This is a genomic window from Microbacterium martis (assembly GCF_047246685.1).
Taxonomy (GTDB): domain Bacteria; phylum Actinomycetota; class Actinomycetes; order Actinomycetales; family Microbacteriaceae; genus Microbacterium.
The window spans coordinates 587,498-609,505 of record NZ_JBFOKT010000001.1 but is presented as its reverse complement, the minus strand read 5'-3'; the positions used below and the strand labels follow the sequence as shown (position 1 = coordinate 609,505).

Here is a 22,008-nt window from a genome sequence, read left to right as displayed (position 1 = left end):
CTCAGGTGCGTCGCGGGTCGTCGTCGCCCTCACGCGTGACCGGCAGGTCGGCATCGGTCTCGGTGGCCGCGTCGGCGGCGCGGGCGGCCTCTTCGGCATCGAGCTCGTCGCGCACCTCTTCGCGGTACCGCACGCGCCGGATGCGGCGGTTCATGTCCCAGATCAGCAGGATCACGGCGATCAGCAGGACCACGATGGCCGCGAAGCCGACGAAGCCGGGAGTCACGGCCTCGGGCGCCACCGTCATGGTGGGCGTCGGCATCGGGGTCTCGGACAGAGCGCGCATGTGTCGGCCTTTCGTGCACAGGTCGCATAACCTGGTACCACCAGCCTAACGACCGGAAGAGCGCCCCCGTGACGACCGCACAAGAGCTCGACGAGCGCTACGGCCGAACTCGCCGTCGCCGGATGCCGTGGCTCATCGCCTCGGTCGTCGCGCTGCTCGTGGTCGCCGGGTTCGGCTGGATGATCGTCGCGCAGTCGATGGACTCGGTGGATGCCGACGACCTCGGCTTCGACCTCGTCGACGAGCACACCGTCGAGGTGCGTTTCCAGGTGTCGGGGGTCCAGGGCAAAGACGTCGTGTGCGTGGTGGAGGCCCTCGACGAGGAGTTCGGCGTCGTCGGCTGGAAGGTGGTCGAGATCGCCGGCACGGACGACCATTCCCGGGCGGTCTCGACGTCGGTCCCGACGGTGGCGGCGGCGACGACAGGTTTGGTGAACACCTGCTGGGTCGCCTAGACTCGACGCAGACAGACGACGCCCCGGCACCGTGCCGGGGCGTCTTGGCATATCCCCCGCAGCACACCGGCGGGATCCGAACGAAGGAGCTTCGCCATGTCCACCGACGCTCAGGTTCCCTTCCTCACGCAGGAAGCGTATGACCGGCTCGTCGCCGAGCTGGAGCACCTGTCCACCACCGGTCGCGACGAGATCGCCAAGCGCATCGAAGCGGCACGGGAAGAGGGCGACCTCAAGGAGAACGGCGGCTATCACGCCGCGAAGGACGAGCAGGGCAAGCAGGAGGCGCGCATCCGCACCCTCGAGAGCCTGCTGAAGACGGCCAAGGTCGGTGAGGCGCCGGCGAGCCGCGGCATCGTCGAGCCCGGCACCGTCGTCACCGCGGTGGTCGCCGGAGGCGAGGAGGTCTTCCTCCTCGGCAGCCGCGAGATCGCCGCCGGCAGCGACCTCGACGTCTACAGCGAGGCCAGTCCGCTGGGCCAGGCCATCCTCGGCCTCAAGGTGGGCGAGAAGTCGTCGTACGAGGCGCCGAACGGCCGTTCGATCTCCGTCGAGATCGTGAACGTGGAGACGTACACCGGCTGACCGCGACCGCGCACGAACGCCCCGGTGTCTCAACGGATGCCGGGGCGCTCTGCGTCTGGGCGCTCTGCGCCGGAGGTGCTCAGTCGGGAACGATGATCGGCGTGAAGCCCGCGCGGCGCAGCGTGTCGAGGGTCAGCTCGGAGTGCTCCGGACCGCGCGTCTCGACGCTCAGCTCGAGGATGACGTCGCTGATCTGGAGTCCGTGCCCGTGCCGGGTGTGCATCGCCTCGATGACGTTCGCCCCCGCCTCGGCGATGAGCTCGCTGACCCGTGCGAGCTGGCCCGGACGATCGGGCAGCGGCACCCGGATCGTCAAGTAGCGACCCGATGCGGCCAGCCCGTGCGACACGACGCGCTGCAGCAGGAGCGGGTCGATGTTGCCGCCGGAGAGGACGGCCATCGTCGTACCGGTCGCGTCGACCTTGCCGGCGAGGATGGCGGCGACGCCGGCAGCGCCCGCCGGCTCGACGACGACCTTCGCCTGCTCGAGCAGTACGAGGATGGCGCGCGCGAGGTCGTCGTCCGAGACGGTGACGACCTCGTTGACGAGCTCTCTGATGATGCCGAACGGGATCTCGCCCGGACGGGCGACGAGGATGCCGTCGGCGATGGTCGGACGCGTGACGATGTCGACCGGCTCGCCGGCGGCGAGCGACGGCGGCATCGCAGCGGCGTTCTCCGCCTGCACCCCGATCACGCGCACCGTGCGGCCGCGTTCGGCGGCGCGCGCCTTCACCGCGGCGGCGACCCCGGCGATGAGACCGCCACCGCCGATGCCGAGGACGATCGTGTCGACCTCGGGGGCGTCGTCGAGGAGTTCCAGCCCGAGCGTTCCCTGGCCGATCACGACGTCGCGGTGATCGAACGGGTGGATCAGCACGGCGCCGGTGCGCTCGGCGAACTCGGCCGCGAGGCGGAGCGAGGTCGCCACCGTCTCGCCCTCCAGCACGACCTCGGCGCCGTACCCGCGCGTGGCGAGGAGCTTGGGCACCGGAACGCCCAGGGGCATGAAGATCGTCGCGGGGATGCCGAGCGCCTGCGCGGCGAGGGCGACGCCCTGCGCGTGATTGCCCGCCGAGGCCGCGACCACGCCGCGCGCGCGCTCCTCGGCGCTCAGACGCGAGAGCCGATAGGCTGCTCCGCGGATCTTGAACGACCCCGTCCGCTGGAGGTTCTCCATCTTCAGGAGCACGGGCGCGCCGAGTGCGTCGGACAGCGCGCGTGAGGGCAGCGTCGGCGTGTGGGAGATCACCTCAGCCAGATTCTGAGCCGCGTGCTCGAACTCGGTCAGGCTGGGGACTGCGCTCATCGATTCCTCCGTTGCCGCTCGCGCGGCACTGTGCTCCAGATCAGGTCTGCGTGCGGGATGTCGCCGGTGCGCCACGACCCCGAGCTCAGCGTCACCGCCGCCACGTTCACGAACGCCGCCAACGGCACGGCGAACAGCGCACCGGGGATGCCGGCGATCATCGCTCCGCCGGCGACCACGAGGACGACGGCGAGCGGGTGGACCTTCACGGCCGAGCCCATCATGATCGGCTGCAGGATGTGTCCTTCGATCTGCTGCACCGCCAGCACCACGAGCAGCATCCACAACGCGATCCAGGGCCCGTTGTAGACCAGGGCGAGGAAGACCGCGAACGCGCCGGTGACGACGGCGCCGACGATGGGGATGAAGGAGCCGAGGAACACGAGCACGGCGACCGGCAGGGCGAGCGGCACCTGCAGGAGGAACGCGCCGAGTCCGATGCCGATCGCGTCGATGGTCGCGACGAAGAGCTGGGTCCTGGCGTAGTTGACGATGGTGCGCCACCCGTTGCGGGCGGCGCTGTCGACGGCCACGCGGGCGTCGCGCGGGAAGAGCTTGACCGTCCAGCGCCAGATCCCCCCGCCGTCCGCGAGCAGGCAGATCAGGATGAAGAGCGACAGCAGGGCGCCGGTCACGACGTGTCCGAGGGTGGAGCCGATGGCGAGGGCGCCGGACCACAGCGTCTGGGCCTGCTCGTTGAGGAAGGCGAAGCCCTGGTCGATGTAGTCGGCGATCTGCCGGTCCGAGAGCTGCAACGGTCCTTCGTGGAGCCACACGACGAATTCGTCGTAGGCGGCGACCGTGCTCTTCTGCACGTCGGGCAGCTCGAGACGCACCTGCCACACGACAAGCCACACGAGCGCCGACACGATCGCCACGGTGCCGATCAGCGAGACGGCGATGGCCAGCCAGCGCGGGATCCGGTGGCGCAGCATCCATTCGAACGCCGGCCACAGCAGGGCCGTGATGAGGATGCCGATCATCAGCGGGATCACCAGCAGCTTCAGCTGGATGACGAGCCACACGAACACGCCCAGCACGGCCGCGATCAGCAGGAGCCGCCAGGCATAAGCCGCGGTGATGCGCAGTCGCAGCGGCACGGCCTGATCGGTCTCGGTCGTGACCGTGCGCTCGGTGGAGGCCGGGCGCGGGAAGAACAGGTCGCGCAACCGGGGTCGCTGGTCGTCGCTCATCGCCCAAGTCTACGGCGGCCGCACCACCGGCGAGGACGCGATGTCGGCGCGCGGCGATACGCTGACGGACGTGACCGAGACCCTCAGTTCCGCGCAGGCGCGACGCATCGTCCTGGGCGCTCAGGGATTCAGTCGCGCGCGACCCGCGTCGGTGTCGCGCCGGCACCTGCACCGCGTCATGGAGCGTCTCGGCGTGCTGCAGATCGACTCGGTGAACGTGTTCGCACGGTCGCACTACCTCCCGCTCTTCTCCCGCCTGGGCTCGTACGAGCCCGAGCTGCTCGATCGGGTGTTCCTGGCCCGCACGACCCACTACGTCGAGTACCTGGCCCACGAGGCGACGTTCATCCCGATCGACGACTGGCCGCTGTGGCGGTTCCGGATGGACGACTTCCGGCGCCGGTGGGCCGGTGACGACTCGTGGCTGAGCACCAACGCCCGTACCGTGCAGTGGGTGACCGACGAGCTGCGCGCTCGCGGTCCTCTGCGACCGGCCGACCTCCGCGACGACGCTCCCCGGGAGCGCGGAACCTGGTGGGACTGGGACGACGTCAAGCTCGCTCTCGAGCACCTGTGGCGCACCGGCGACGTCGCCGTGAGCGGACGCCGCGGATTCGAGCGCTCCTACGCGCTGGCCGAGCAGGTCATCCCCGATGCGATCCTCTCGCGCGAGGTGCCCCGATCCGACGCGATCCGGGAGCTGACCCGCCGCGCGGCCCGCTCGTCGGGCGTGGGCACGGCGGCCGACCTGGCCGACTACTACCGCATCCGCGACCGGGCGGCCGTCACGCAGTCGATCGCCGACCTCGTCGGCAGCGGTGAGCTGGAGTCGGTGCGCGTGCGTGGATGGGAGCGCGGCGGTCGGCCGCTGCCGGCCTGGAGGCATCGCGACGCCGTCCTCCCCCGCCGGATCGAGGCCGCGGCACTGCTCACCCCCTTCGACCCCGTCGTCTGGTTCCGCGACAGGGCGCTGCGCGCCTTCGAGCTCGACTACCGCATCGAGATCTACGTGCCGGCCGAGCGGCGCCGGTACGGGTACTACTCCCTCCCGGTGCTGGTCGGGGATCGCATCGTGGCGCGCGTCGATCTCAAGGCCGAGCGATCGACCTCGACCCTTCAGGTGCAGTCGGCGTGGTGGGAGCCGCAGGCACGGCCCGACGATGCCGAGCCGATCGCCGCCGAGCTCGCGCTGGCCGCGTCGTGGCAGGGCCTCGAGCACATCTCCGTGTCGGGCTGGGGTGATGCGACGACGGCGATCCACGATTCCCTGCGTGCGCGGGCGGACGCCTCGGTGCACCGTCACACCCACGTCAGGGAGGCCGGCCCGTGAGCCGCCGCCGGAGGATGACGATCGCTGCCATGGTCGTGATCGTCATCGCCGCGGCGGTCGCGGCGGGGATCATTCTGACCGCGCAGCGCCCCTCCACCGCGCAGGAGGCCGCAGCGGCGTATCTGCGGGCGCTCGAGTCGGGCGACGCCGCCGCGGTCGACGCCACGGGGATCGACGTCTCCGACGCGACTCTCTCGGCGTTCAGCTCCGCGACGGAGAACCTCGACGAGGCGACCGTCACCGACGTGCGCACCGGTGACGCCGGCGAGGCCGTCGCCGACGTCGCGTTCCGCCTCGACGGCGACCGTCACACCGCCCGGCTCACCCTGTCGCGCGCCGACGGTCGCTGGACGGTCGACGCCGCGACAGCGCTGGGCACCCTGATGCCGTCGCCGAGCCTCGGGGCGTTCGTCGCCATCGGCGATGAACGCGTGCCCGCGGCCGAGGATCTGGCCCTGCTACCCGCCCGGTACACGGTCACGGCCGCGCCCGCCGATCTGCTCGAGGGCGAGAGCGTCGTCGCGGTGATGCCCGGCGATCAGGTCGAGGCGACCATCGACGTCGCACTTCGCCCCGAGGCGACGGATGCCGCTCAGCGGCGGCTCGACGAGCATCTGGCCGCCTGCACCGAACCCGCCGCCGCGCCGCCGGCGCGGTGCGGCATCCGCATCCCCTGGGGCACCGAGTTCCGCGCGGTCGGCGGCATCCGCTACCGTGTGGAGTCGCTGCCCGCGATCACCCTCGCGCCCCCGACGTTCTCGTCCGGCGGAGGCGTGCTCGTCGCCACGGTGACCGGCACCGGTCAAGACGGCGTGCCGCGCACCGAGACGTACCGCACCGAATCATGGAGCGTACGCGGCGATGTCGCGTTCACGGCCGACGGCGTGGTGCTGACTCCCTGGTGAGGGCGGGGATCAGAACTGCACGCGCGGGGGCTCGGAGATCGCCCCGCTGTCGGCGACCTCGAAGAACTCCCGCTCGGTGAACCCGAGGCCCTTCGCGAACAGGTTGTTGGGGAAGACCTTGATCTTGGTGTTGAGCTCGCGCACGCCGCCGTTGTAGAACCGCCGTGCCGCCTGGATCTTGTCTTCGGTGTCGACCAGAGCCTGCTGCACCTGAAGGAAGTTCTGGCTCGCCTGCAGCTGCGGATAGGCCTCGGCCACCGCGAAGAGGCTGCGCAGCGCCTGCTGCAGGTGCCCCTCGGCGATGCCCGCCTCACCCGGTCCCGACGCCGACAGCGTCTCGGCACGCGCCCGCGTGACGTTCTCGAAGACGGCCTTCTCGTGAGACGCGTAGCCCTTCACCGTCTCGATGAGGTTGGGGATCAGATCGGCTCGACGCTTCAGCTGGACGGTGATGCCGCTCCACGCCTCGTCGACGCGGACGTTCAGCTGCACCAGCGAGTTGTACGTGGCCCAGAGATAGATGCCGACGAGCAGGATCACCCCGACGACGATCAGTACTGGCACGAGCCATTCCATCAGAGCCCCACCCTTCCTCGTGTTTCTCCCATCCTAGACGCGCTGTCTGCACATGCACTGGGACGATTCCGCGCCGTCCGAACGGTCGGCATCAGTCGCCGAGCACCCGCTCGAGATGGCGGTTGCCGAACCGGCGATCGGGGTCGAGCCGCTCGCGCAGCGCGACGAAATCGTCGAAGCGCGGGTAGCTCTCGCGCAGCGCATCGGCGGTGAGCGTATGGAGCTTGCCCCAGTGCGGGCGCCCGCCGTGCGCGCGCATGATCGCCTCGACCGCGCCGAAGTACTCCGTCGGGTCGGCGCGCCAGTAGCGGTGCACCGCGATGTAGGCGCTGGCCCGCCCGTGCGCCGTCGACAGCCAGCGGTCGTCCTCCGCTGCGAAGCGGACCTCGACCGGGAACTCGATCCGCCAGCCACGGCTGTCGATGAGCTCCTGCAGCGCACGGAACGCCGGCACCACGTTCTCCGCCGGGAGGGCGTACTCCATCTCCCGGAACCGCACCGTGCGGCTCTGGGTCAGCACCCGGTGCGAACGGTCGGTGTAGGCGCGATCTCCGGTGAGCTTCACCGCGAGCCGGCTCAGCGGTGGAGTGATGGCCGGAACGAGCTGCCCCGCAGCGCACACCACCCGGTACACGCCGTTGGCGAGCAGCGTCTCGTCGACCCACTTGCCCACGACGGGCAGCGGCGCACGCACGGCCGACTCGGGCAGGCGCCTCTGACGCTTGGTCAGGGCCACGTCGGTGTGCGGGAACCAGTAGAACTCGAAGTGGTCGGAGGCGGCGACGTGGTGATCGATGTCGGCGAGCACGGCGTCGAGGGGCATCGGCTCGTCGACCGCCTCGAGCACGAAGGCGGGCACGCACTGCAGCGTCACCTCGACGATGATGCCGAGGGCTCCGAGTCCGACGGCCGCCGCCGGCAGCAGCTCGCTGTTCTCGGTCTCGTCGATCCGCAGGAACTCTCCGGCCGCTGTGATCATCGTGAGGCCGACCACCTGCGTCGCCAGACCGCCGAAGCGCGCGCCCGTGCCGTGCGTTCCCGTGGAGATGGCGCCGGCGATCGATTGACGGTCGATGTCGCCCAGGTTCTCCATGGCCAGACCGAACGGGGCGAGGAGCCTCGGGATGCGATGCAGCCGGGTGCCGGCGAGGAGCGTGACGCGGCCGGTCGCCGCATCCGCCGACACCAGCCCCTGCAGGTCGTCGAGCTCGAGCAGCACTCCGGGGGCGACGGCGATGCCGGTGAAGCTGTGGCCGGCCCCGACCGCCTTCACGGTGAGGCCGTGATTCACCGCAGCGAGCACCGCCCGCTGCACGCCCTCGGGACTGCGCGGACGCTCGACCCGGAGCGGGCGCACCGACGCCGACCGCCCCCAGTTCTGCCAGGTCCCCCCGATGCGTGTCACAGGAACGCCTTCCCCTCGCCGCGATAGGTGGGCAGCTCGTCGACGACCTCGTCGCCGGACACCAGATGATAGGTCGCGATGCGTTCGGCGGGCTCGCCGCTCTTCGCGTGCCGGAACCAGACCCGGTCGCCGATGCCCAGGTGCGTCGCTGCGGCACCCTGCAGCGGAGTCTGCACCTCGCCAGCAGCCTCACGAGACAGCGTGCGCAACCCTTCGGGCCACACCGGCTTCGGCTGGCGGGAGGCCACCGCGGGACCGGATGCGATCCACCCGCCGCCGAGCACCGTGACGATGTCGGCCGCCGGGCGACGCACGACGTCGAACGCGAACGCCGACGCCGGGGCCGGCTGGAACGACCGGTAGCCGTCGAACAGGTGACCGCCGAGGAGCCCGCTCCCCGCGCTCGCCTCGGTGAGCGACTCGTCGCTGGCGGTGAACTCGAGCGATCCGGTCCCGCCGCCGTTGAGGAACTCCAGCGGGGTGATCGCCCCGACGTCGCCGACGATGGCGGCGCGCCGCTCGCGCAGTTCGGCACGCGAGCGCGCCTGCACCGCACGGATCAGCGGGGCGTCGGAGCCGGCGTCGTCGCCTTGACCGGCGATCTGCGCGTCGTACATCTGAAGGCCCACGAGGCGGAATCCCGGGCGGGCGACCACCTTCCGGGCGAACGCGGCCACTTCGCCGGGCGTGAAGAGCGCCGACCGGCGCACGCCGATGTGCCCCAGGAGCGACGAGCGCCACGACGCGTCGACGTCGATCGCCACCCGCAGCTCCGGCCGCCCGACAGGCCCGACCACACTGTCGATGAGGTCGAGGTGGGCGACGTCGTCGACCATGAGGGTGATGCGCCGCGCCGCCTCGTCGTCGTCGCAGAGCCGTTCGAGAGCCGCCCGATCGACCGTCGGATAGCCCAGCACGATGTCGTCATGGGTGTCGGCGAGCCACAGCGCCTCCTCGAGGGTGAAGGCGAGGATGCCGCGGAAACCCGGAAGCGCGAGGACCGCGTCGAGCACCGCGCGCACGCGCACCGATTTCGACGCGACGCGGATCGGGAGACCGCCGGCGCGGACGAGGAGATCCATCGCGTTGTGGCGCAGCGCCTCGCGGTCGATCACCGCGACGGGCGCCGCAAGATGCCCGGTCGCCGCCGACAGCCGCGACCAGTACCGCGAGGGGTCGGTCCACTCGGGGGCGACCGGGACGGCGCCCCGAAGGGGGCTCTGATCATCGATGAGGTCGAGCACTCCCCCACCCTAGGGGTTCTCGCACCCGGGGTCACGCCCGGTGGCACCCGGTCGCACGAAGCCGCCGCCGCTAGGCTGACGGCGGGCCCCCGTAGCCCAATGGCAGAGGCAGGCGACTTAAAATCGCTTCAGTCTGGGTTCGAGTCCCAGCGGGGGCACGCGGCCCTCAGGCGGCACTCCCGTCGGCCCGGGTGGCATCCTTCTCGTGCCGGTCCGCGCGCGCCGATCGGGCCTCCTGCACCCGTCGGACGATCAGCACGGCGAGCGCGACGGCGATCGCCGAGTACACGGCGTAGTCGAGATAGCCGAGGTACCGCTCGAGGCGCTCGTGCTGCGTGCCGAGCGCGGCACCCACGCCGATCAGCAGGGCGTTCCACAGGCCGCTGCCCACGATCGTGTAGGCGCTGAAGCGCACGAGGTTCATGCGCGAGGCGCCGGCAGGCAGGGAGATCAGGCTCCGCACGCCCGGCACCATGCGCCCGACGAGGACCGTCCACCCGCCGCGACGCTCGAACCACCGTGCCCCGCGCTCGAGGTCGGTGCGGCTGACGAGACGGGTCGCTGCGAGCAGACGGACGGCTCTCTCCATGCCGATGGCCGCCCCCAGGGCGTAGAGCAGCAGGGCTCCCGCCCACGACGCCAGGGTGCTCCAGAACATGAGCCAGCCCAGATGGAGATCGCCGCTCTGACTGAGATACCCCGCGAAGGGGAGGATGACCTCGCTCGGAATGGGAGGGACCAGCACCTCGAGGAAGACCAGCACACCGACGCCGACGTCTCCCAGCGCGGTGAGGACGTCGGCTGCGAAGCCGGTCAGGCCCGTGAATCCGTGGTCGGAGGCGGCGGTGACCGCCGCGAGCGCGCGGGAAGAGATCATCGGCCGAAGAGGTCGCCGATCCCCGGGACGCCCAGGTCTCCGAGCCGCTCGCCCCAGCCCGTGGCCGTCTCGCCGAGACCGGACACCGATTCGCCGACCGATCCGAGAACGCCCTCCGCACCGCCGGCGATCGCATCGACGTCGACGCCGGATGCCAGAGCGTCGAGGTCGATCCCCTCGGCCCACGCGGTGAAGTCGACGCCGAGATCGGCCGCCTGCGCGAGCAGCGGGGCTGCGACGGCGCTCAGGACGGCACCTCCCGCCACCGCTCCGAGGATGCCGACTGCGGCGCCGCCCGCGACCGCCGCCGCGCCTCCCCCGCGGGCACCGCCGCCTCCGCCGCGGACGCGCGAGAGCAGCCCGCGCATGCGACCGGGGTTCATCGCCTCCGTGCGGCCGGCGGCGCGGGCGAGGTCGTCGGGCGACGCGGAGCGCGGGGCCTCGCCCGGCGTGAGCTCCGCGCGCATGCGCTCCTCGATCAGGGCCCGCTGCTGCGGTGTGAGGCGGGCGAAGGCCTCGCGGTGCATCTGCTCGACGCGCTGCGGATCGGCCGTCTGCAGGAGGTAGTCGTAGCGCGCGATCGCCGCACGGTCGGCATCCGTCGCACGCGGGCGCGGACGCTCGACGTGCGGTGCGCTCCCCGCGGTTCCTCGCACGCCGTCGACGGCTCCGCGCAGCATCCCGCCCCAGTCGGTCGCCCCGGCGTCGCGTGACGACCGGGAGCCGGCGCCGGAGTTCTTGTCGAGGGCCTCTGTCGCCAGGCCGATCAGACGGGAGAGCTTTCCCATGGGTGATCCTTTCGTGGGGCGGGCGGACCACCGGTCTCCACGACGTCGGACGACGGCAAGGGTCGAGGCGGTCCGCGACGCGGACACCAAGGTCTCCTCCACCCTCGCGGGCCGACGGGCCGGGCCATGAGGTCATGGCCGTAATGACGACACCGCCGCAGACGGGAGTACTCCCCTTGCGCGTCCGACGTTACCGAGCGGACCTATGCGTCGCCTCCACAGACGCGAACAGCCCTCCCGCGAAACGGGAGGGCTGTTGCGGTGCGCGCGACCGAGAGCTACTTGGCGGCGGCCTTCTCGGCGGCGACCTTCTCGCCGGCGGGCTTCTTCGCCGCAGGCTTCTTCGCCGGAGCCTTCGCGCCCGACGCCTTCGCGGCGGGCTTCTCGGCAGGAGCATCGTCGGTGACCGGCTCGTCGGCATCCGGCGTCTTCTCGGCGGCCGCGATCGTCGTCGCCGGCTCCGAGGAGTGCGATCCGGGCAGGGCGGGAGACGCCGGGCCCGCCGGCGCGGCGGGGGCCGCCGGACGCGGTCGCGCGGCGAACTCCTCGAAGACGTAGCGCGGGTTCTGCACGGTCTCGAGGTTCACCAGGTCGCGTCCGAGCCAGAGGTTGTTCCACCAGCCCCAGAGCACGCGGAACTTGCGCTCCCACGTCGGCATCGCCAGACCGTGGTATCCGCGGTGCGCGACCCAGGCGACGAAGCCCTTCAGCGCGAGCTTGCCCGACTGGAACACGCCGTTGTAGAGGCCGAGGCCCGCGACGGCACCGAGGTTCTTGTGGAAGTACTCCTTCGGCGTCTCGTCGCGGAGCACCGCGACGAGGTTCTTCGCGAGGAGCTTGGCCTGACGCACGGCGTGCTGGGCGTTCGGCACGCAGAAGCCGCCCACGCCGCCGCCGGAGAGGTCGGGCACGGCCGAGACGTCGCCGGCCGCCCAGGCGCCCTCGACGAACGCCTCGGGGGTGCCGACGCGCAGGTCGGCGCGGGTCTGGATGCGACCGCGCTCCTCGACAGGGAGGTCGCCGCCGCGCACCACGGTCGGGTTCGCCATCACGCCGGCGGTCCAGACGATGAGATCGGTCGGGATCACCTCGCCCGTCGAGAGCTCGACGTCGCCGTCGACCGCGCTGGTGAGCTGCGTGTCGAGGTGCACGAAGGCGCCCCGCTTGGCGAGATCCTTGAGCACCCACTCGCTGGTCTGCAGCGAGACCTCGGGCATGATGCGCCCCATCGCCTCGATGAGGTGGAAGTGCGTGTCGTCGAAGGTCAGCTGCGGGTACTTCGACACCAGGGCCGAGGCCAGCGAGCGCAGTTCGGCGAAGACCTCGATGCCGGCGAAGCCGCCGCCGACGACCACGACGGTGAGAAGTCGATCGCGCTCGGGACCGGCCGGCAGGGAGGCCGCCTTGTCGAAGTTCGACATCAGGCGGTCGCGGATGGCGACGGCCTCTTCGATGGTCTTGAGCCCGATCGCGTTGTCGGCGATGCCCGGGATCGGGAAGGTGCGCGAAACGGCGCCGGCCGTCACGACGATCTGGTCGTACGCGAACTCGTACGGGTCGCCGAGGGGCGGCGTGATCGTGGCGGTCTTGCGGGCGTGGTCGATGTTGGTGACCTTGGCCGTCAGCACGTGCGTGCTCTTGAGGTGACGGCGGTGGGCGACCACCGAGTGACGGGCCTCGATGGAGCCCGCGGCGACCTCGGGGAGGAACGGCTGGTACGTCATGTACGGCAGCGGGTCGACCATGGTGACTTCTGCTTCACCCTTGCGAAGGTGCTTCTCCAGCTTCCACGCCGTGTAGAAGCCTGCGTAGCCTCCGCCGACGATCAGAATCTTGGGCACAGTGCTGTTCTGAGGCACAGGGGGACAACTCCTCGGGAGTCAGGAATGTGGCGTGCGAGCGCGCGCCGATCGGATGCGCCGGGCAGCTGCGGTGACGCCAAGCGCTACCAGGATACCAGGGACTGTGAGCGCGATGAGCGGAAGGGTACCGTAGCGCAGCGATTCGGCGCTGGGAAGCAGCGGTGAGCCGGCCTCGGTGGGCGCGTCGGCGGCCGGCAGCGGAGGCACGGCGATCGGCGTGATGGTCGGCTCGGGCTGCGGCTCTGTCGCGGCGCGGCGATACAGACGGATCCATTCCGCCAGATCGCCCATCGGGTTGCGGTCGACGGGGGCGATGTCGGCGGAGATCGCGGCGGCGGCGTCGACGAGTCCGAAGCCGTAGAGCGGATCGCGCGGCTTCTGCGCGTCGGGCACCGGCATCGCCGTCCGGATGATCCGGTTGATGACGTCGATCGCCTTCATGTCGGGGTGCGCGGAGCGGATCAGCGCCGCGATCCCCGCGACGATCGGCGCGGCACCGCTCGTACCGCTCCACGACACGATCTCGCCGTTGGCCGAGACCCCGAGCAGTCCCTCGCTGGGTGCGGAGATGCCGATGGTGATGCCCTGCGTCGACGCCTCGACGCTCGCGGTGCCGGTCTGGTCGACGCCTCCCACGGTGAGGACCCCCGGGATGGTCGCCGGAGCGCCGATGATGTTCGTCCCGCTCCCCCGGTTGCCCGCGGCCACCACCACGACGACGTCGTTCTCGAACGCATGCAGGAACGCGTCGTCCCAGCTCTCGTCCCAGTCGAGGGTGTTGGTGGTGAACGACAGGTTGATCACGTCGGCGCCGTTGTCGACCGCCCAGCGCATCGCCTTGGCGACCTGCTCGGTGAACGGCACCGCGGCCGCGGCGCCGAAGCCGACCGAGATCGACAGCAGGTTCGCCTCGGGGGCGACGCCGATCATCCCCGTGCCGTCGGGTGCGCCCCGGCCGGCTGCCAGCGATGCGACCCATGATCCGTGGTCGCCGTCGACCGCCCCGAGCGGGGTGCGGCCGTCGGGGGTGCCGGCGCCCGAGACGTCGGTGCCGCCGGTCACCGCGCCGGCGAACGTCTGCGGCGCCTTGCCGATGCCGGTGTCGATGATCGCGATCGTGACGCCGTCGCCGCGGGTGGTCTGCCAGGCCTCGCGGATGCGCGCGCCGTCGAGCCAGTACTCGGCCGCGCGCACCGGGTCGGCGGGGTCGTCCGGAATCGGCGGTGGCGTCGCCGAGGCCCCCAGGAGCATGACGGATGCCGCCACCACCGCGAGGGCTGTGACGCTGCGCAGCATCCGACGAGGGATCATGCCGATGACGCCGCCTCCGCCCGGGCGGCGGCACCGGGGTCTTCGCACCGGCAGACCGCGGGCGACCAGGTCGAGCGCTCGAGGGCGGCGTCTCCGATCGGATTCACCCCGGGACCGGCCGCGAGGGCGTGCCCGGCGAGGGCGTGCAGGCACTTGACGCGTGTGGGCATGCCGCCCGCGGAGATGCCGTCGATCTCGGGGACGTCACCGAACTGCGCCCGATCGGCGAGGAAGGCCTCGTGGGCGGCGCGGTAGGCCGCCGCGATCGACTCGTCGTCGGCGAGGAGTGCGGCGAGCTCGGGCATCACCTGCGTCGCCTCGAGCGTCGACATCGCAGCGGTCGCGGCGGGATGGGTCAGGTAGTAGAAGGTGGGGAACGGCGTGCCGTCGGGCAGTCGCGGCGTGGTGGCCACCACGGTGGGGTTGCCGCAGGCGCACCGGGCGGCGATCCCGACGACGCCGCGCGCCGGGCGTCCGAGCTGAGCCGAGACGACGGCGAGCTCGGCGGGCGTGGGTGCGGGGAAGGGCGGCGTGGTCACCTCACCAGCGTAGGGGAGCCTCCGGGGAGGATGCTCGGAGGCGTGGCTCAGGGCGCGACGGCTGCGGTGTCGCTGAGTCCGGCCGAGACGACGGTGCGCAGCAGCTGCGGCATCCAGTCGGCCGGCTTCTCCTCGAGCGTGTCGCTCACGGGCTCCTGCTCGCGCGGCAGGGCCGACGGATCGAGGTCGTTGTCGATCAGGTACACGACCTCTCCCGGCTTGACGTAGTAGAGCCGCTCGCGAGCCTGCGTGGTGATGTAGGCCGGGTCGGTCCACCGCTCGCGCTCGGCGATGAGATTGGCGATCTCGTCTTCGGTGACCTGGACCGACGCCTCGAGCGCGGCGATCTTCTGTCGCTGGTCGATGAACGTCCCGAGCGTCGGGACCAGCACCCAGGCTCCCAGCACCACGAGGGACAGCATGATGACCGAGAACGCCGACAGACGGATGCCGGACGCCCACTCGCGCACATCGACGCGGGGGGCATCGCGCCGCGACCCGCGGGTGGACCGGCGTGCCCGCGCGCTCCGGGGATCCGCTGCACCGGGGCTCGCGGGACTCGACGTCCGCGGGCCCGTGGACGCGGAAGGAGGAGCCGGTCGTCGTGCCACGGCTCCTCCTCCTGCCGCCGCTCAGCGGCGGCGTCGAACTGTCTCGGCGTGTTCAGCCCTGGTAGCGCGGGAACGCGGAACGACCGGCGAAGACGGCGGCGTCGCCCAGCTCCTCCTCGATGCGCAGGAGCTGATTGTACTTCGCGACGCGCTCGCTGCGAGCCGGCGCACCCGCCTTGATCTGACCCGCGTTCGTCGCGACGACGAGGTCGGCGATCGTGGTGTCTTCGGTCTCGCCGGAGCGGTGCGACAGCATCGCGGTGTACCCCGAGCGCTGCGCCAGGCTGACCGCGTCGAAGGTCTCGGTGAGCGTGCCGATCTGGTTGACCTTCACGAGCAGCGAGTTCGCGACACCGCGCTTGATGCCGTCGGCGAGGCGCTGCGGGTTGGTGACGAACAGGTCGTCGCCGACGAGCTGCACCTTCGAGCCCAGCGCCTCGGTGAGGAGCTTCCAGTTGTCCCAGTCGTCCTCGGCGAGGGCGTCTTCGATCGTCACGATCGGGAAGTCGTTCACCAGGCCCTGGTAGTACTCGATCAGCTCGGGACCGGTCCAGTCCTTGTCGTCGAGACGGTAGACGCCGTCCGAGAAGAACTCCGTGGCGGCGACGTCGAGGCCGAGCGCGATGTCGGTGCCGGGCGTGAAGCCGGCCTTCTCGATCGCCTTCACGAGGAAGTCGAGGCCCTCGCGGTTGCTGGGCAGGTCGGGGGCGAAGCCGCCCTCGTCGCCGAGTCCGGTCGCGTAGCCGGCGGCCTTCAGCTCGCTGCGCAGCACGTGGTACGTCTCGACGCCCCAGCGCAGCGACTCGGAGTACGTCTCGGCGCCGATCGGGGCGAGGAAGAACTCCTGCATGTCGATGCCGTTGTCGGCGTGCTCGCCGCCGTTGATGACGTTGAAGAGCGGCACGGGCAGCAGGTGCGCGTTCGGGCCGCCGAGGTAGCGGAACAGCGGCAGGTCGGCCGAGTCGGCGGCGGCCTTGGCGACGGCGAGGCTCACGCCGAGGATGGCGTTCGCGCCGACGCGCTTCTTGTTGTCGGTGCCGTCGACCTCGATGAGGATCTCGTCGACGATGCGCTGCTCGCTCGCCTCGACGCCCTCGAGCGCCGGTCCGAGCTCGTCGATGACGGCCTCGACGGCCTTCAGCACACCCTTGCCGCCGTAGCGGCTCTTGTCGCCGTCGCGGAGCTCGTACGCCTCGAACGCACCCGTGGATGCTCCGGAGGGGACCGCGGCCCGCTGAACGATGCCGTCGTCGAGGAGCACCTCCACCTCGACGGTCGGGTTTCCGCGCGAGTCGAGGATCTCGCGTGCGCCTACAGCCTCGATCAGTGCCACTGATGTGCTCCTTGCTCAGGGAAAAGGGTGTGTGGAGCGTCGTCGGTCCTCGGTCAGTCTATCCCCGCCCCTCCGCAGCCCCCGTGAGCCGGGCCGGTCACACCACCAGCGCGATCGCGACGCCGTCCCAGCCCTTCGCTCCCACCGTCTGCAGCGCCGTGGCGTCGAAGCGCGGGTCGTCGCCCAGCATCCTCAGCCCCTCCCGCGTGCCGATCACCTTCGGATCCGTGGTGTCGTCGCGCACGATCTCGCCATCGCGACCGATGTTGTCGAGAACGATGACGGTGCCGGGGTGCCCCAGACGCGCCGCCCAGTCGAGGTAGAGGGTGTTCGACTCCTTGTCGGCGTCGATGAACACCAGGTCGAACCCGCCCACCAGCGTCGGCAGCACGTCTTCCCCGCGTCCGATGCGGATGTCGACGCGCTCCCCCACGCCTGCCGCGTCGATGCTCGCCCGTGCGACGGCCGCGTTGTCGGCTTCGGCCTCGATCGTCACGACGCGTCCTTCCGCGCCCACGGCCCGCGCCATCCAGATGGTGGAGTAGCCGCCGAGGGTGCCGATCTCGAGCACGCGGCGGGCGCCGCTCATGCGGATCAGCAGATCGAGCAGCTTGCCCGCGACCGGCGCGACCTCGATCTCGGGGAGGCCGGCGGCGCGTTGAGCGGAGAGTGCCGCCTCGAGGGCGGGGTCGCGCCCCACGAGCGTGTCGGCGAGGTAGGCGTCGGCGTGGGACCAGGCGGCAGGGGTGGGCTCCATGCCCTCAGCCAACCGCCGAGCCGACGAGGCGTCAAGGGGACGGTGTCGCGGGGTGCGCTGCTCGCGGAGGCGCGAGTTCCGGCTGCCGCCGGAACTGCCCGGTGACCACGAGCACGGCGATCACAGCGACCACGACGATCCATCCGGCGATTCCGAGTGGGCCGGCGAGCGCCAGGTCCGGCTTCGCCGCGGCGAAGAGGACGATGAGTCCGCCAGCGGCGTTCAGCGATCCGTGGGCTATCACCGCCGGCCACACCGATGCCGATCTCAGGCGCAGCCACCCGAGAAGGATTCCCCACACCACGCACCCGCCCGTCATGAGCAGGACTCCGCTGACGTCGGTGCGGCCGAAGTTGTAGCCCAGCAGGATGACGGGACTGTGCCAGACGCCCCAGATCGCGCCGCTGAGGATCAGGGCCGGCCACGTTCCGCACGGGCGCAGCGCGGGAAGCAGCCAGCCGCGCCAGCCGAGCTCCTCGCCGAAGGCCGGAACGGCGTTCACCAGCGCCGCGATCGGGATCATCGCGACCTGCGCCACGACGACCACCTCGACGGGCGGCAGCGGTGTGCCCGGCGGCAGCGCGTCGCGAAGCTCGGTCGCGAAGGCACCGAATGTGAGGTCGAGGCGCACGAACCCCAGCGCCGCCGACACGAGGATGCCGAGCGCGATGAGCGCCGGCGGCACCAGCCACGCCGCGACCATGAGCCAGACGACCCGTCTCGCCGGCCGCAGCGGCCACAGACCGAGGAACCGCGCGCGCTCACCCCTCGAAGGAACGCGCATCACCAGCGCGACGACGAGTGTGGCGGCTGCCGGGGTGAGCATCATGACCGGCAGCAGCAGCCCCGCCACCGGCTCCGCGAGGCCGTCTCCGAGCCAGAGCGGCAGCGCGACGAGCCAGGCGAGACCGCACGCGACGACGACGAAGACGATGACGGCGGCCCAGGGCACGGCTCGGGACGTGCGACCGCCGACGGCGGTCACGGCGTCACCTCCGGCCGTCCGGACGCGGCCCGCCGCGCCGGTCCGGCCGCTCGAGCCCTGCCGACATAGGCCTGCAGCAGCTCGGACGCCGTTCCTGCGCCGTCGATCGTCACGAGGAACGGATGCCGGCCGCGCCGCGACACCTCGATCGCGGGCCCGCTGCGCATGATGATCCCGCTGCGTCCGTCCATCCCGACGCGCCATCCCCAGCCGCCGAACTCACCGAACGGCGAGACCTCGACCGCGCGGGCCGAATCGATCTCGTCGATGGGGATGACGATGCGCGGCCAGCCGAGAAGCGACCGGGCGGCGAAGCCCTCGGGCGTCACCCGCACCCGGAAGGATGCTGTGGCCGCCAACGCCACGGCCACGACCACCAGCACGACCGTGACGATCCAGCCGCCCTCTCGACCGGTCGCGAGAAGGAACACCGCGAGGCCGGCGAGGGCGACCAGCACGACCAGCAGTCCGGCGAGCGCCGCCCGGGGCATCGATGTCGTGCCGAGCCACACGACCCGCTCGCCGTCGGCCACCCGGACGGCGTGCTTCGGCTCCAGCGTCCGGCCGGGCTCCGCGCGCACCCGCGGCTGTATCGCCCAGGCGGCGGCGCCGACCACGGCGAAGGCCGCGAACGACGCGGCCATGACACCCTCGATGCCGGGGATGACATCGGACGCGCTCACATCGCGCTGGATCACCAGCGAGCCGAGGCTCAGGGTCGTGGCGAAAGCGGCGAGTGCCACGGCGAGCGCGCCGAGAAGCCGCGCCGCTGCACCCCAGTGCTCACCGATCGTGAGGATGGTCGTGGTCGCGATGATCACGGGGACCGCGAATCCGATGCCGAGGATGATCCACAGGTAGGCCGACGGCGGGCCGAACGCGTCGGCGCCGTTCACGCCCCAGTGCGTCGCGACTTCATCGGGCAGCGAGGGCAACCAGACCAGCAGCGTCGCGACGCCGGCAGCGGAGATGATCAGCGGGGCGACGACGGCCACGAGGAAGAACGTGCGTCGTGCCCGACGCAGCAGCGACGGCGGGGTGCGGGTGATGTCGTGAGTGGTCATCGCGATTCCTCCGGGGGTGTCGAGGCGGCGGTCGAGCGGGACGAGGGCTCGCGGTGCGCCCGCACGACCTCGGCGAGGGTCTCGGCGGAGACCCCGAGAGCCGCTGCGCGCCGGATCAACACGTCGATCTCGTGCGCGATCTCGGCGAGCGGAGCAGCCGAGTCGGCGATGACCGCGCCGCGGCCTCGCCGAAGATCGATCAGGCCTTCGTCTCGCAGACTCTGGTAGGCGTGCAGCACCGTGTGCTGGTTGATGTCGAGCGCCGCGGCGACGTCGCGTGCGGCCGGAAGCCGGTCTCCGGGACCGAGCCCTCCGGCGAGGATGTCGGCCCGGATGGACGCGGCCACCTGGTCGTACAGCGGCCGCGAGCTGTCGACCTCGACCCTGATCAGCATGCGACCCTCCTCGATATCGCTACTAATTATATGAGAACTATAATTAGAGGCAAGCGCCGAGGACACCGCCGTCGGTCACCGGTCGTTCACCCCCGCGTGTCAGCATGGACGGGTGCCCCTCGCTCGTCGTCTGCGCCTCGAGGACGCCACCGTCATCGGCCTCGGATCGATGATCGGAGCCGGCGTCTTCTCCGTGTGGCCGCCGGCCATCGACGCGGCCGGCGGGGCGATCCTCGTCTCGCTCGCCATCGCGGCCTCGGTCGCCTACGGCAACGCCACGTCGTCCGCGCAACTGGCCGCCGCACACCCCGTCGCGGGCGGCACCTACGCGTACGCCCGCGCCGAGATCGGCCCCTGGTGGGGGTTCATCGCCGGTTGGAGCTTCGTGATCGGCAAGATCGCCAGTTGCGCCGCCATGGCCCGGACCTTCGCCGCCTACGCCGCCCCAGAGGGCGGGCAGGTGCCGCTCGCCGTCTCGGCCGTCGCCGCGCTCGCCCTCGTCAACTGCTTCGGAATCACGCGCACGGCGCTGGTCACCCGCATCCTCGTCGTGTGCTCGCTGCTGGGGATCGCCGTGGTCGTCGCCGTCGGGCTCGGTTCGGCATCCGCTCTGCACCCCGCGCCCCTGCCGGATGCCACCGCCTACGGCGTGCTGCAGGGAGCCGGTCTGCTCTTCTTCGCCTTCGCCGGCTACGCGCGCATCGCCACGCTGGGGGAAGAGGTCGTGGATCCGGTGAGGACCATACCCCGCGCGATCGTGCTCGCGCTGGGCGCCACCGTCGTCGTGTACACACTCGTGGCCGCCACCGTGATGGTGACTCTGGGCGGTCAGGCGACGTCGAGCGGCTCACCCCTCGCCGACCTCGTCTCGGCGGCGGGTCACCCCGCCCTCGCTCCCCTGGTGCGCGTCGCCGCGGCGGCCGCGTCACTCGGTGCGCTGCTCGCGCTGCTCACCGGCATCGGACGCACGACGCTCGCGATGGCGCGCGAGCGCGACCTGCCCTCGCCGCTCGCGCGGATCGACGAACGCTGGCGGGTTCCTCGCCGCGCCGAGATCGTCATCGCCGCGGTGATCATCGGCATCGTGCTCGTCGCCGATCTGCGCGGCGCGATCGGCTTCTCCTCGTTCGGGGTCCTGGTGTACTACTTCATCACGAACATCGCGGCCCTGCGCCAGGGGCCGGCTGCTCGTCGCTGTCCGCGCGTGCTGGCGGTGCTCGGCGCACTCGGATGCCTGACCCTCATCGTCACGCTCCCGCCGACCGCCGCCGCGATCGGCATCGCGGTGATCGCCGTCGGCGTCGCCTACCGGATGCTGCGTCTGCGCTCCGCCGCCGGATGATCACCACGCGGCGAGTGGGCGCACGCGTTCAGCGCCGCGCCGGACGAGGCCGCGGGCCGACCGCCGCTGCGACCGCCCGGCACACCGCCGGCAGCAGCGCCTCCGCGGTGCGGCGATACCCCAGCGCGCTCGGGTGGAATCGATCGAGGGCGAACATCGCCTCCGGCTCGTCGAGGAACATCGGCCCGACGGCGCGGCGCAGGTCGACGACCTCGGCACCGGCCCGCCGCGCCGTCTCGGCCTGGACGTCGGCGAGGCGGCGCGACATGCTCGACGCCAGACGCCGGAGCGGCTGCGGCACAGGCCGCAGAGCGCCGAGGTCGGGACACGTTCCCACGACGACCTCGGCGCCGACCGCCCGCAGACGGCGGATCGTCTCGTGCAGATGCTGTGCCGACACCGACACCGGCAGACGATGGGTGACGTCGTTGCCCCCGACCACGATCACCGCCGCGTGCGGGCGATATCCCTCCGGAACCGCGTCGAGCTGATCCGGCAGATCCGAAGACTCGGAGCCGACGACCGCGGCCGTGCGCAGACGTACGGGGCGTCGCATCCGCAATGCCACGCCCTTCGCGAGACGACCGCCCAGCGTGTCCTTCCGACGTTGCGCTCCGAGGCCGGCGGCGATGGAGTCGCCGAGCACGAGCAGGTCGATCGGCTCGCCGTCGAGAGCTGACCGCCAGACGCGATCCGCCCTCAGGGCGACCTCGCCGAGCGGCTTGCCGATGCGTCGTCGGGCGAGCGCCGCCTGCCGGGTGAGGACGATACGGATGCCGGCGAGCGCGCACGCCATGACCAGGCCCACGACGACGAAGACACGGACGGTGCGCACGGGTCGATTCGACACGGTGCT

23 protein-coding genes and 1 tRNA gene are annotated in these 22,008 nt (G+C 71.5%); 6 read left to right on the top strand and 18 right to left on the bottom strand.

The features are described from left to right. Nucleotide 1: 1 nt before the first annotated feature. A complete protein-coding gene (locus AB3M90_RS02890) occupies nucleotides 2–286 on the bottom strand; it encodes a hypothetical protein (protein WP_412949818.1) in 285 nt (94 codons plus the stop codon). 68 nt (nucleotides 287–354) lie between these two features. Here AB3M90_RS02890 and AB3M90_RS02885 point away from each other — a divergent pair, with 68 nt between their 5' ends. Together AB3M90_RS02885 and greA are read left to right on the top strand one after the other, a co-directional pair. Beyond that, complete coding sequence (locus AB3M90_RS02885) at nucleotides 355–741, top strand: DUF4307 domain-containing protein (RefSeq protein WP_412949816.1); 387 nt, start codon at nucleotides 355–357, stop codon at nucleotides 739–741. Between the two features lie 96 nt (nucleotides 742–837). Continuing rightward, nucleotides 838–1,326, top strand: coding sequence for a transcription elongation factor GreA (greA, locus tag AB3M90_RS02880; protein WP_412949814.1), 489 nt, complete (start codon nucleotides 838–840; stop codon nucleotides 1,324–1,326). Nucleotides 1,327–1,405: 79 nt separating this feature from the next. Here greA and ilvA read toward each other — a convergent pair whose 3' ends face one another. Continuing rightward, entirely contained in the window at nucleotides 1,406–2,635 is a 1,230-nt protein-coding gene (gene ilvA / locus AB3M90_RS02875) for a threonine ammonia-lyase (RefSeq protein WP_412949813.1), read from the bottom strand. Continuing rightward, the gene (locus AB3M90_RS02870) at nucleotides 2,632–3,828 is read right to left on the bottom strand and encodes an AI-2E family transporter (protein ID WP_412949811.1); all 1,197 of its coding nucleotides are present in this window, start codon (nucleotides 3,826–3,828) and stop codon (nucleotides 2,632–2,634) included. Before AB3M90_RS02870 ends, ilvA begins: the two co-directional genes overlap by 4 nt. A gap of 70 nt (nucleotides 3,829–3,898) precedes the next feature. On the opposite strand from AB3M90_RS02870, the gene AB3M90_RS02865 reads away from it, so the two are divergent. Together AB3M90_RS02865 and AB3M90_RS02860 are read left to right on the top strand one after the other, a co-directional pair. After that, nucleotides 3,899–5,158 carry a winged helix-turn-helix domain-containing protein gene (locus AB3M90_RS02865; protein ID WP_412949809.1) on the top strand — a complete coding sequence of 420 codons (1,260 nt, stop codon included), beginning with the start codon at nucleotides 3,899–3,901 and terminating at the stop codon, nucleotides 5,156–5,158. Nucleotides 5,159–5,172: 14 nt separating this feature from the next. Beyond that, complete coding sequence (locus tag AB3M90_RS02860) at nucleotides 5,173–6,063, top strand: serine/threonine-protein kinase (protein ID WP_412949808.1); 891 nt, start codon at nucleotides 5,173–5,175, stop codon at nucleotides 6,061–6,063. Between the two features lie 9 nt (nucleotides 6,064–6,072). Here the strand turns inward: AB3M90_RS02860 and AB3M90_RS02855 are convergent, their stop codons facing one another. From AB3M90_RS02855 to AB3M90_RS02845, 3 genes are all read right to left on the bottom strand, one after another. Then, nucleotides 6,073–6,639, bottom strand: a complete 567-nt coding sequence (locus AB3M90_RS02855) for a LemA family protein (RefSeq protein ID WP_050721493.1) — start codon at nucleotides 6,637–6,639, stop codon at nucleotides 6,073–6,075. Between the two features lie 91 nt (nucleotides 6,640–6,730). Beyond that, the gene (locus tag AB3M90_RS02850; protein WP_412949807.1) at nucleotides 6,731–8,044 is read right to left on the bottom strand and encodes a D-arabinono-1,4-lactone oxidase; all 1,314 of its coding nucleotides are present in this window, start codon (nucleotides 8,042–8,044) and stop codon (nucleotides 6,731–6,733) included. Beyond that, complete coding sequence (locus AB3M90_RS02845; protein ID WP_412949806.1) at nucleotides 8,041–9,288, bottom strand: alanine racemase; 1,248 nt, start codon at nucleotides 9,286–9,288, stop codon at nucleotides 8,041–8,043. The genes AB3M90_RS02850 and AB3M90_RS02845 overlap by 4 nt, the downstream gene beginning before the upstream one ends. An 85-nt stretch (nucleotides 9,289–9,373) precedes the next feature. Here AB3M90_RS02845 and AB3M90_RS02840 point away from each other — a divergent pair. Continuing rightward, nucleotides 9,374–9,446, top strand: a tRNA-Leu gene (locus tag AB3M90_RS02840). An 8-nt stretch (nucleotides 9,447–9,454) separates the two neighbouring features. Here AB3M90_RS02840 and AB3M90_RS02835 read toward each other — a convergent pair. From AB3M90_RS02835 to AB3M90_RS02785, 11 genes are all read right to left on the bottom strand, one after another. After that, nucleotides 9,455–10,165, bottom strand: a complete 711-nt coding sequence (locus tag AB3M90_RS02835) for a DedA family protein (protein WP_412949805.1) — start codon at nucleotides 10,163–10,165, stop codon at nucleotides 9,455–9,457. Continuing rightward, the gene (locus AB3M90_RS02830) at nucleotides 10,162–10,953 is read right to left on the bottom strand and encodes a cation-transporting ATPase (RefSeq protein ID WP_412949804.1); all 792 of its coding nucleotides are present in this window, start codon (nucleotides 10,951–10,953) and stop codon (nucleotides 10,162–10,164) included. The genes AB3M90_RS02835 and AB3M90_RS02830 overlap by 4 nt, the downstream gene beginning before the upstream one ends. A 278-nt stretch (nucleotides 10,954–11,231) precedes the next feature. Further along, nucleotides 11,232–12,794, bottom strand: a complete 1,563-nt coding sequence (locus AB3M90_RS02825) for an NAD(P)/FAD-dependent oxidoreductase (RefSeq protein WP_412949803.1) — start codon at nucleotides 12,792–12,794, stop codon at nucleotides 11,232–11,234. 39 nt (nucleotides 12,795–12,833) lie between these two features. Further along, the gene (locus AB3M90_RS02820) at nucleotides 12,834–14,126 is read right to left on the bottom strand and encodes a S8 family peptidase (RefSeq protein WP_412949802.1); all 1,293 of its coding nucleotides are present in this window, start codon (nucleotides 14,124–14,126) and stop codon (nucleotides 12,834–12,836) included. After that, complete coding sequence (locus AB3M90_RS02815; protein WP_412949801.1) at nucleotides 14,123–14,665, bottom strand: DUF501 domain-containing protein; 543 nt, start codon at nucleotides 14,663–14,665, stop codon at nucleotides 14,123–14,125. The genes AB3M90_RS02820 and AB3M90_RS02815 overlap by 4 nt, the downstream gene beginning before the upstream one ends. 47 nt (nucleotides 14,666–14,712) lie before the next feature. After that, the gene (locus AB3M90_RS02810; RefSeq protein ID WP_412949799.1) at nucleotides 14,713–15,135 is read right to left on the bottom strand and encodes an FtsB family cell division protein; all 423 of its coding nucleotides are present in this window, start codon (nucleotides 15,133–15,135) and stop codon (nucleotides 14,713–14,715) included. A gap of 193 nt (nucleotides 15,136–15,328) precedes the next feature. Next, a complete protein-coding gene (gene eno, locus AB3M90_RS02805) occupies nucleotides 15,329–16,609 on the bottom strand; it encodes a phosphopyruvate hydratase (RefSeq protein ID WP_412949798.1) in 1,281 nt (426 codons plus the stop codon). A gap of 97 nt (nucleotides 16,610–16,706) precedes the next feature. Beyond that, the gene (locus tag AB3M90_RS02800; RefSeq protein WP_412949797.1) at nucleotides 16,707–17,366 is read right to left on the bottom strand and encodes an O-methyltransferase; all 660 of its coding nucleotides are present in this window, start codon (nucleotides 17,364–17,366) and stop codon (nucleotides 16,707–16,709) included. Between the two features lie 31 nt (nucleotides 17,367–17,397). Continuing rightward, on the bottom strand, nucleotides 17,398–18,351 hold the full coding sequence (locus AB3M90_RS02795; protein ID WP_412949796.1) for a CPBP family intramembrane glutamic endopeptidase: 954 nt from the start codon (nucleotides 18,349–18,351) through the stop codon (nucleotides 17,398–17,400). Beyond that, a complete protein-coding gene (locus AB3M90_RS02790; protein WP_412949795.1) occupies nucleotides 18,348–19,415 on the bottom strand; it encodes a DUF1648 domain-containing protein in 1,068 nt (355 codons plus the stop codon). Before AB3M90_RS02790 ends, AB3M90_RS02795 begins: the two co-directional genes overlap by 4 nt. Continuing rightward, entirely contained in the window at nucleotides 19,412–19,810 is a 399-nt protein-coding gene (locus tag AB3M90_RS02785) for a GntR family transcriptional regulator (protein WP_412949794.1), read from the bottom strand. Before AB3M90_RS02785 ends, AB3M90_RS02790 begins: the two co-directional genes overlap by 4 nt. A gap of 112 nt (nucleotides 19,811–19,922) precedes the next feature. On the opposite strand from AB3M90_RS02785, the gene AB3M90_RS02780 reads away from it, so the two are divergent. Then, nucleotides 19,923–21,152 carry an APC family permease gene (locus AB3M90_RS02780; protein WP_412949793.1) on the top strand — a complete coding sequence of 410 codons (1,230 nt, stop codon included), beginning with the start codon at nucleotides 19,923–19,925 and terminating at the stop codon, nucleotides 21,150–21,152. Nucleotides 21,153–21,180: 28 nt separating this feature from the next. Here AB3M90_RS02780 and AB3M90_RS02775 read toward each other — a convergent pair whose 3' ends face one another. Next, a complete protein-coding gene (locus AB3M90_RS02775; protein ID WP_412949792.1) occupies nucleotides 21,181–21,987 on the bottom strand; it encodes an SGNH/GDSL hydrolase family protein in 807 nt (268 codons plus the stop codon). Between the last annotated feature and the right edge of the window lie 21 nt (nucleotides 21,988–22,008).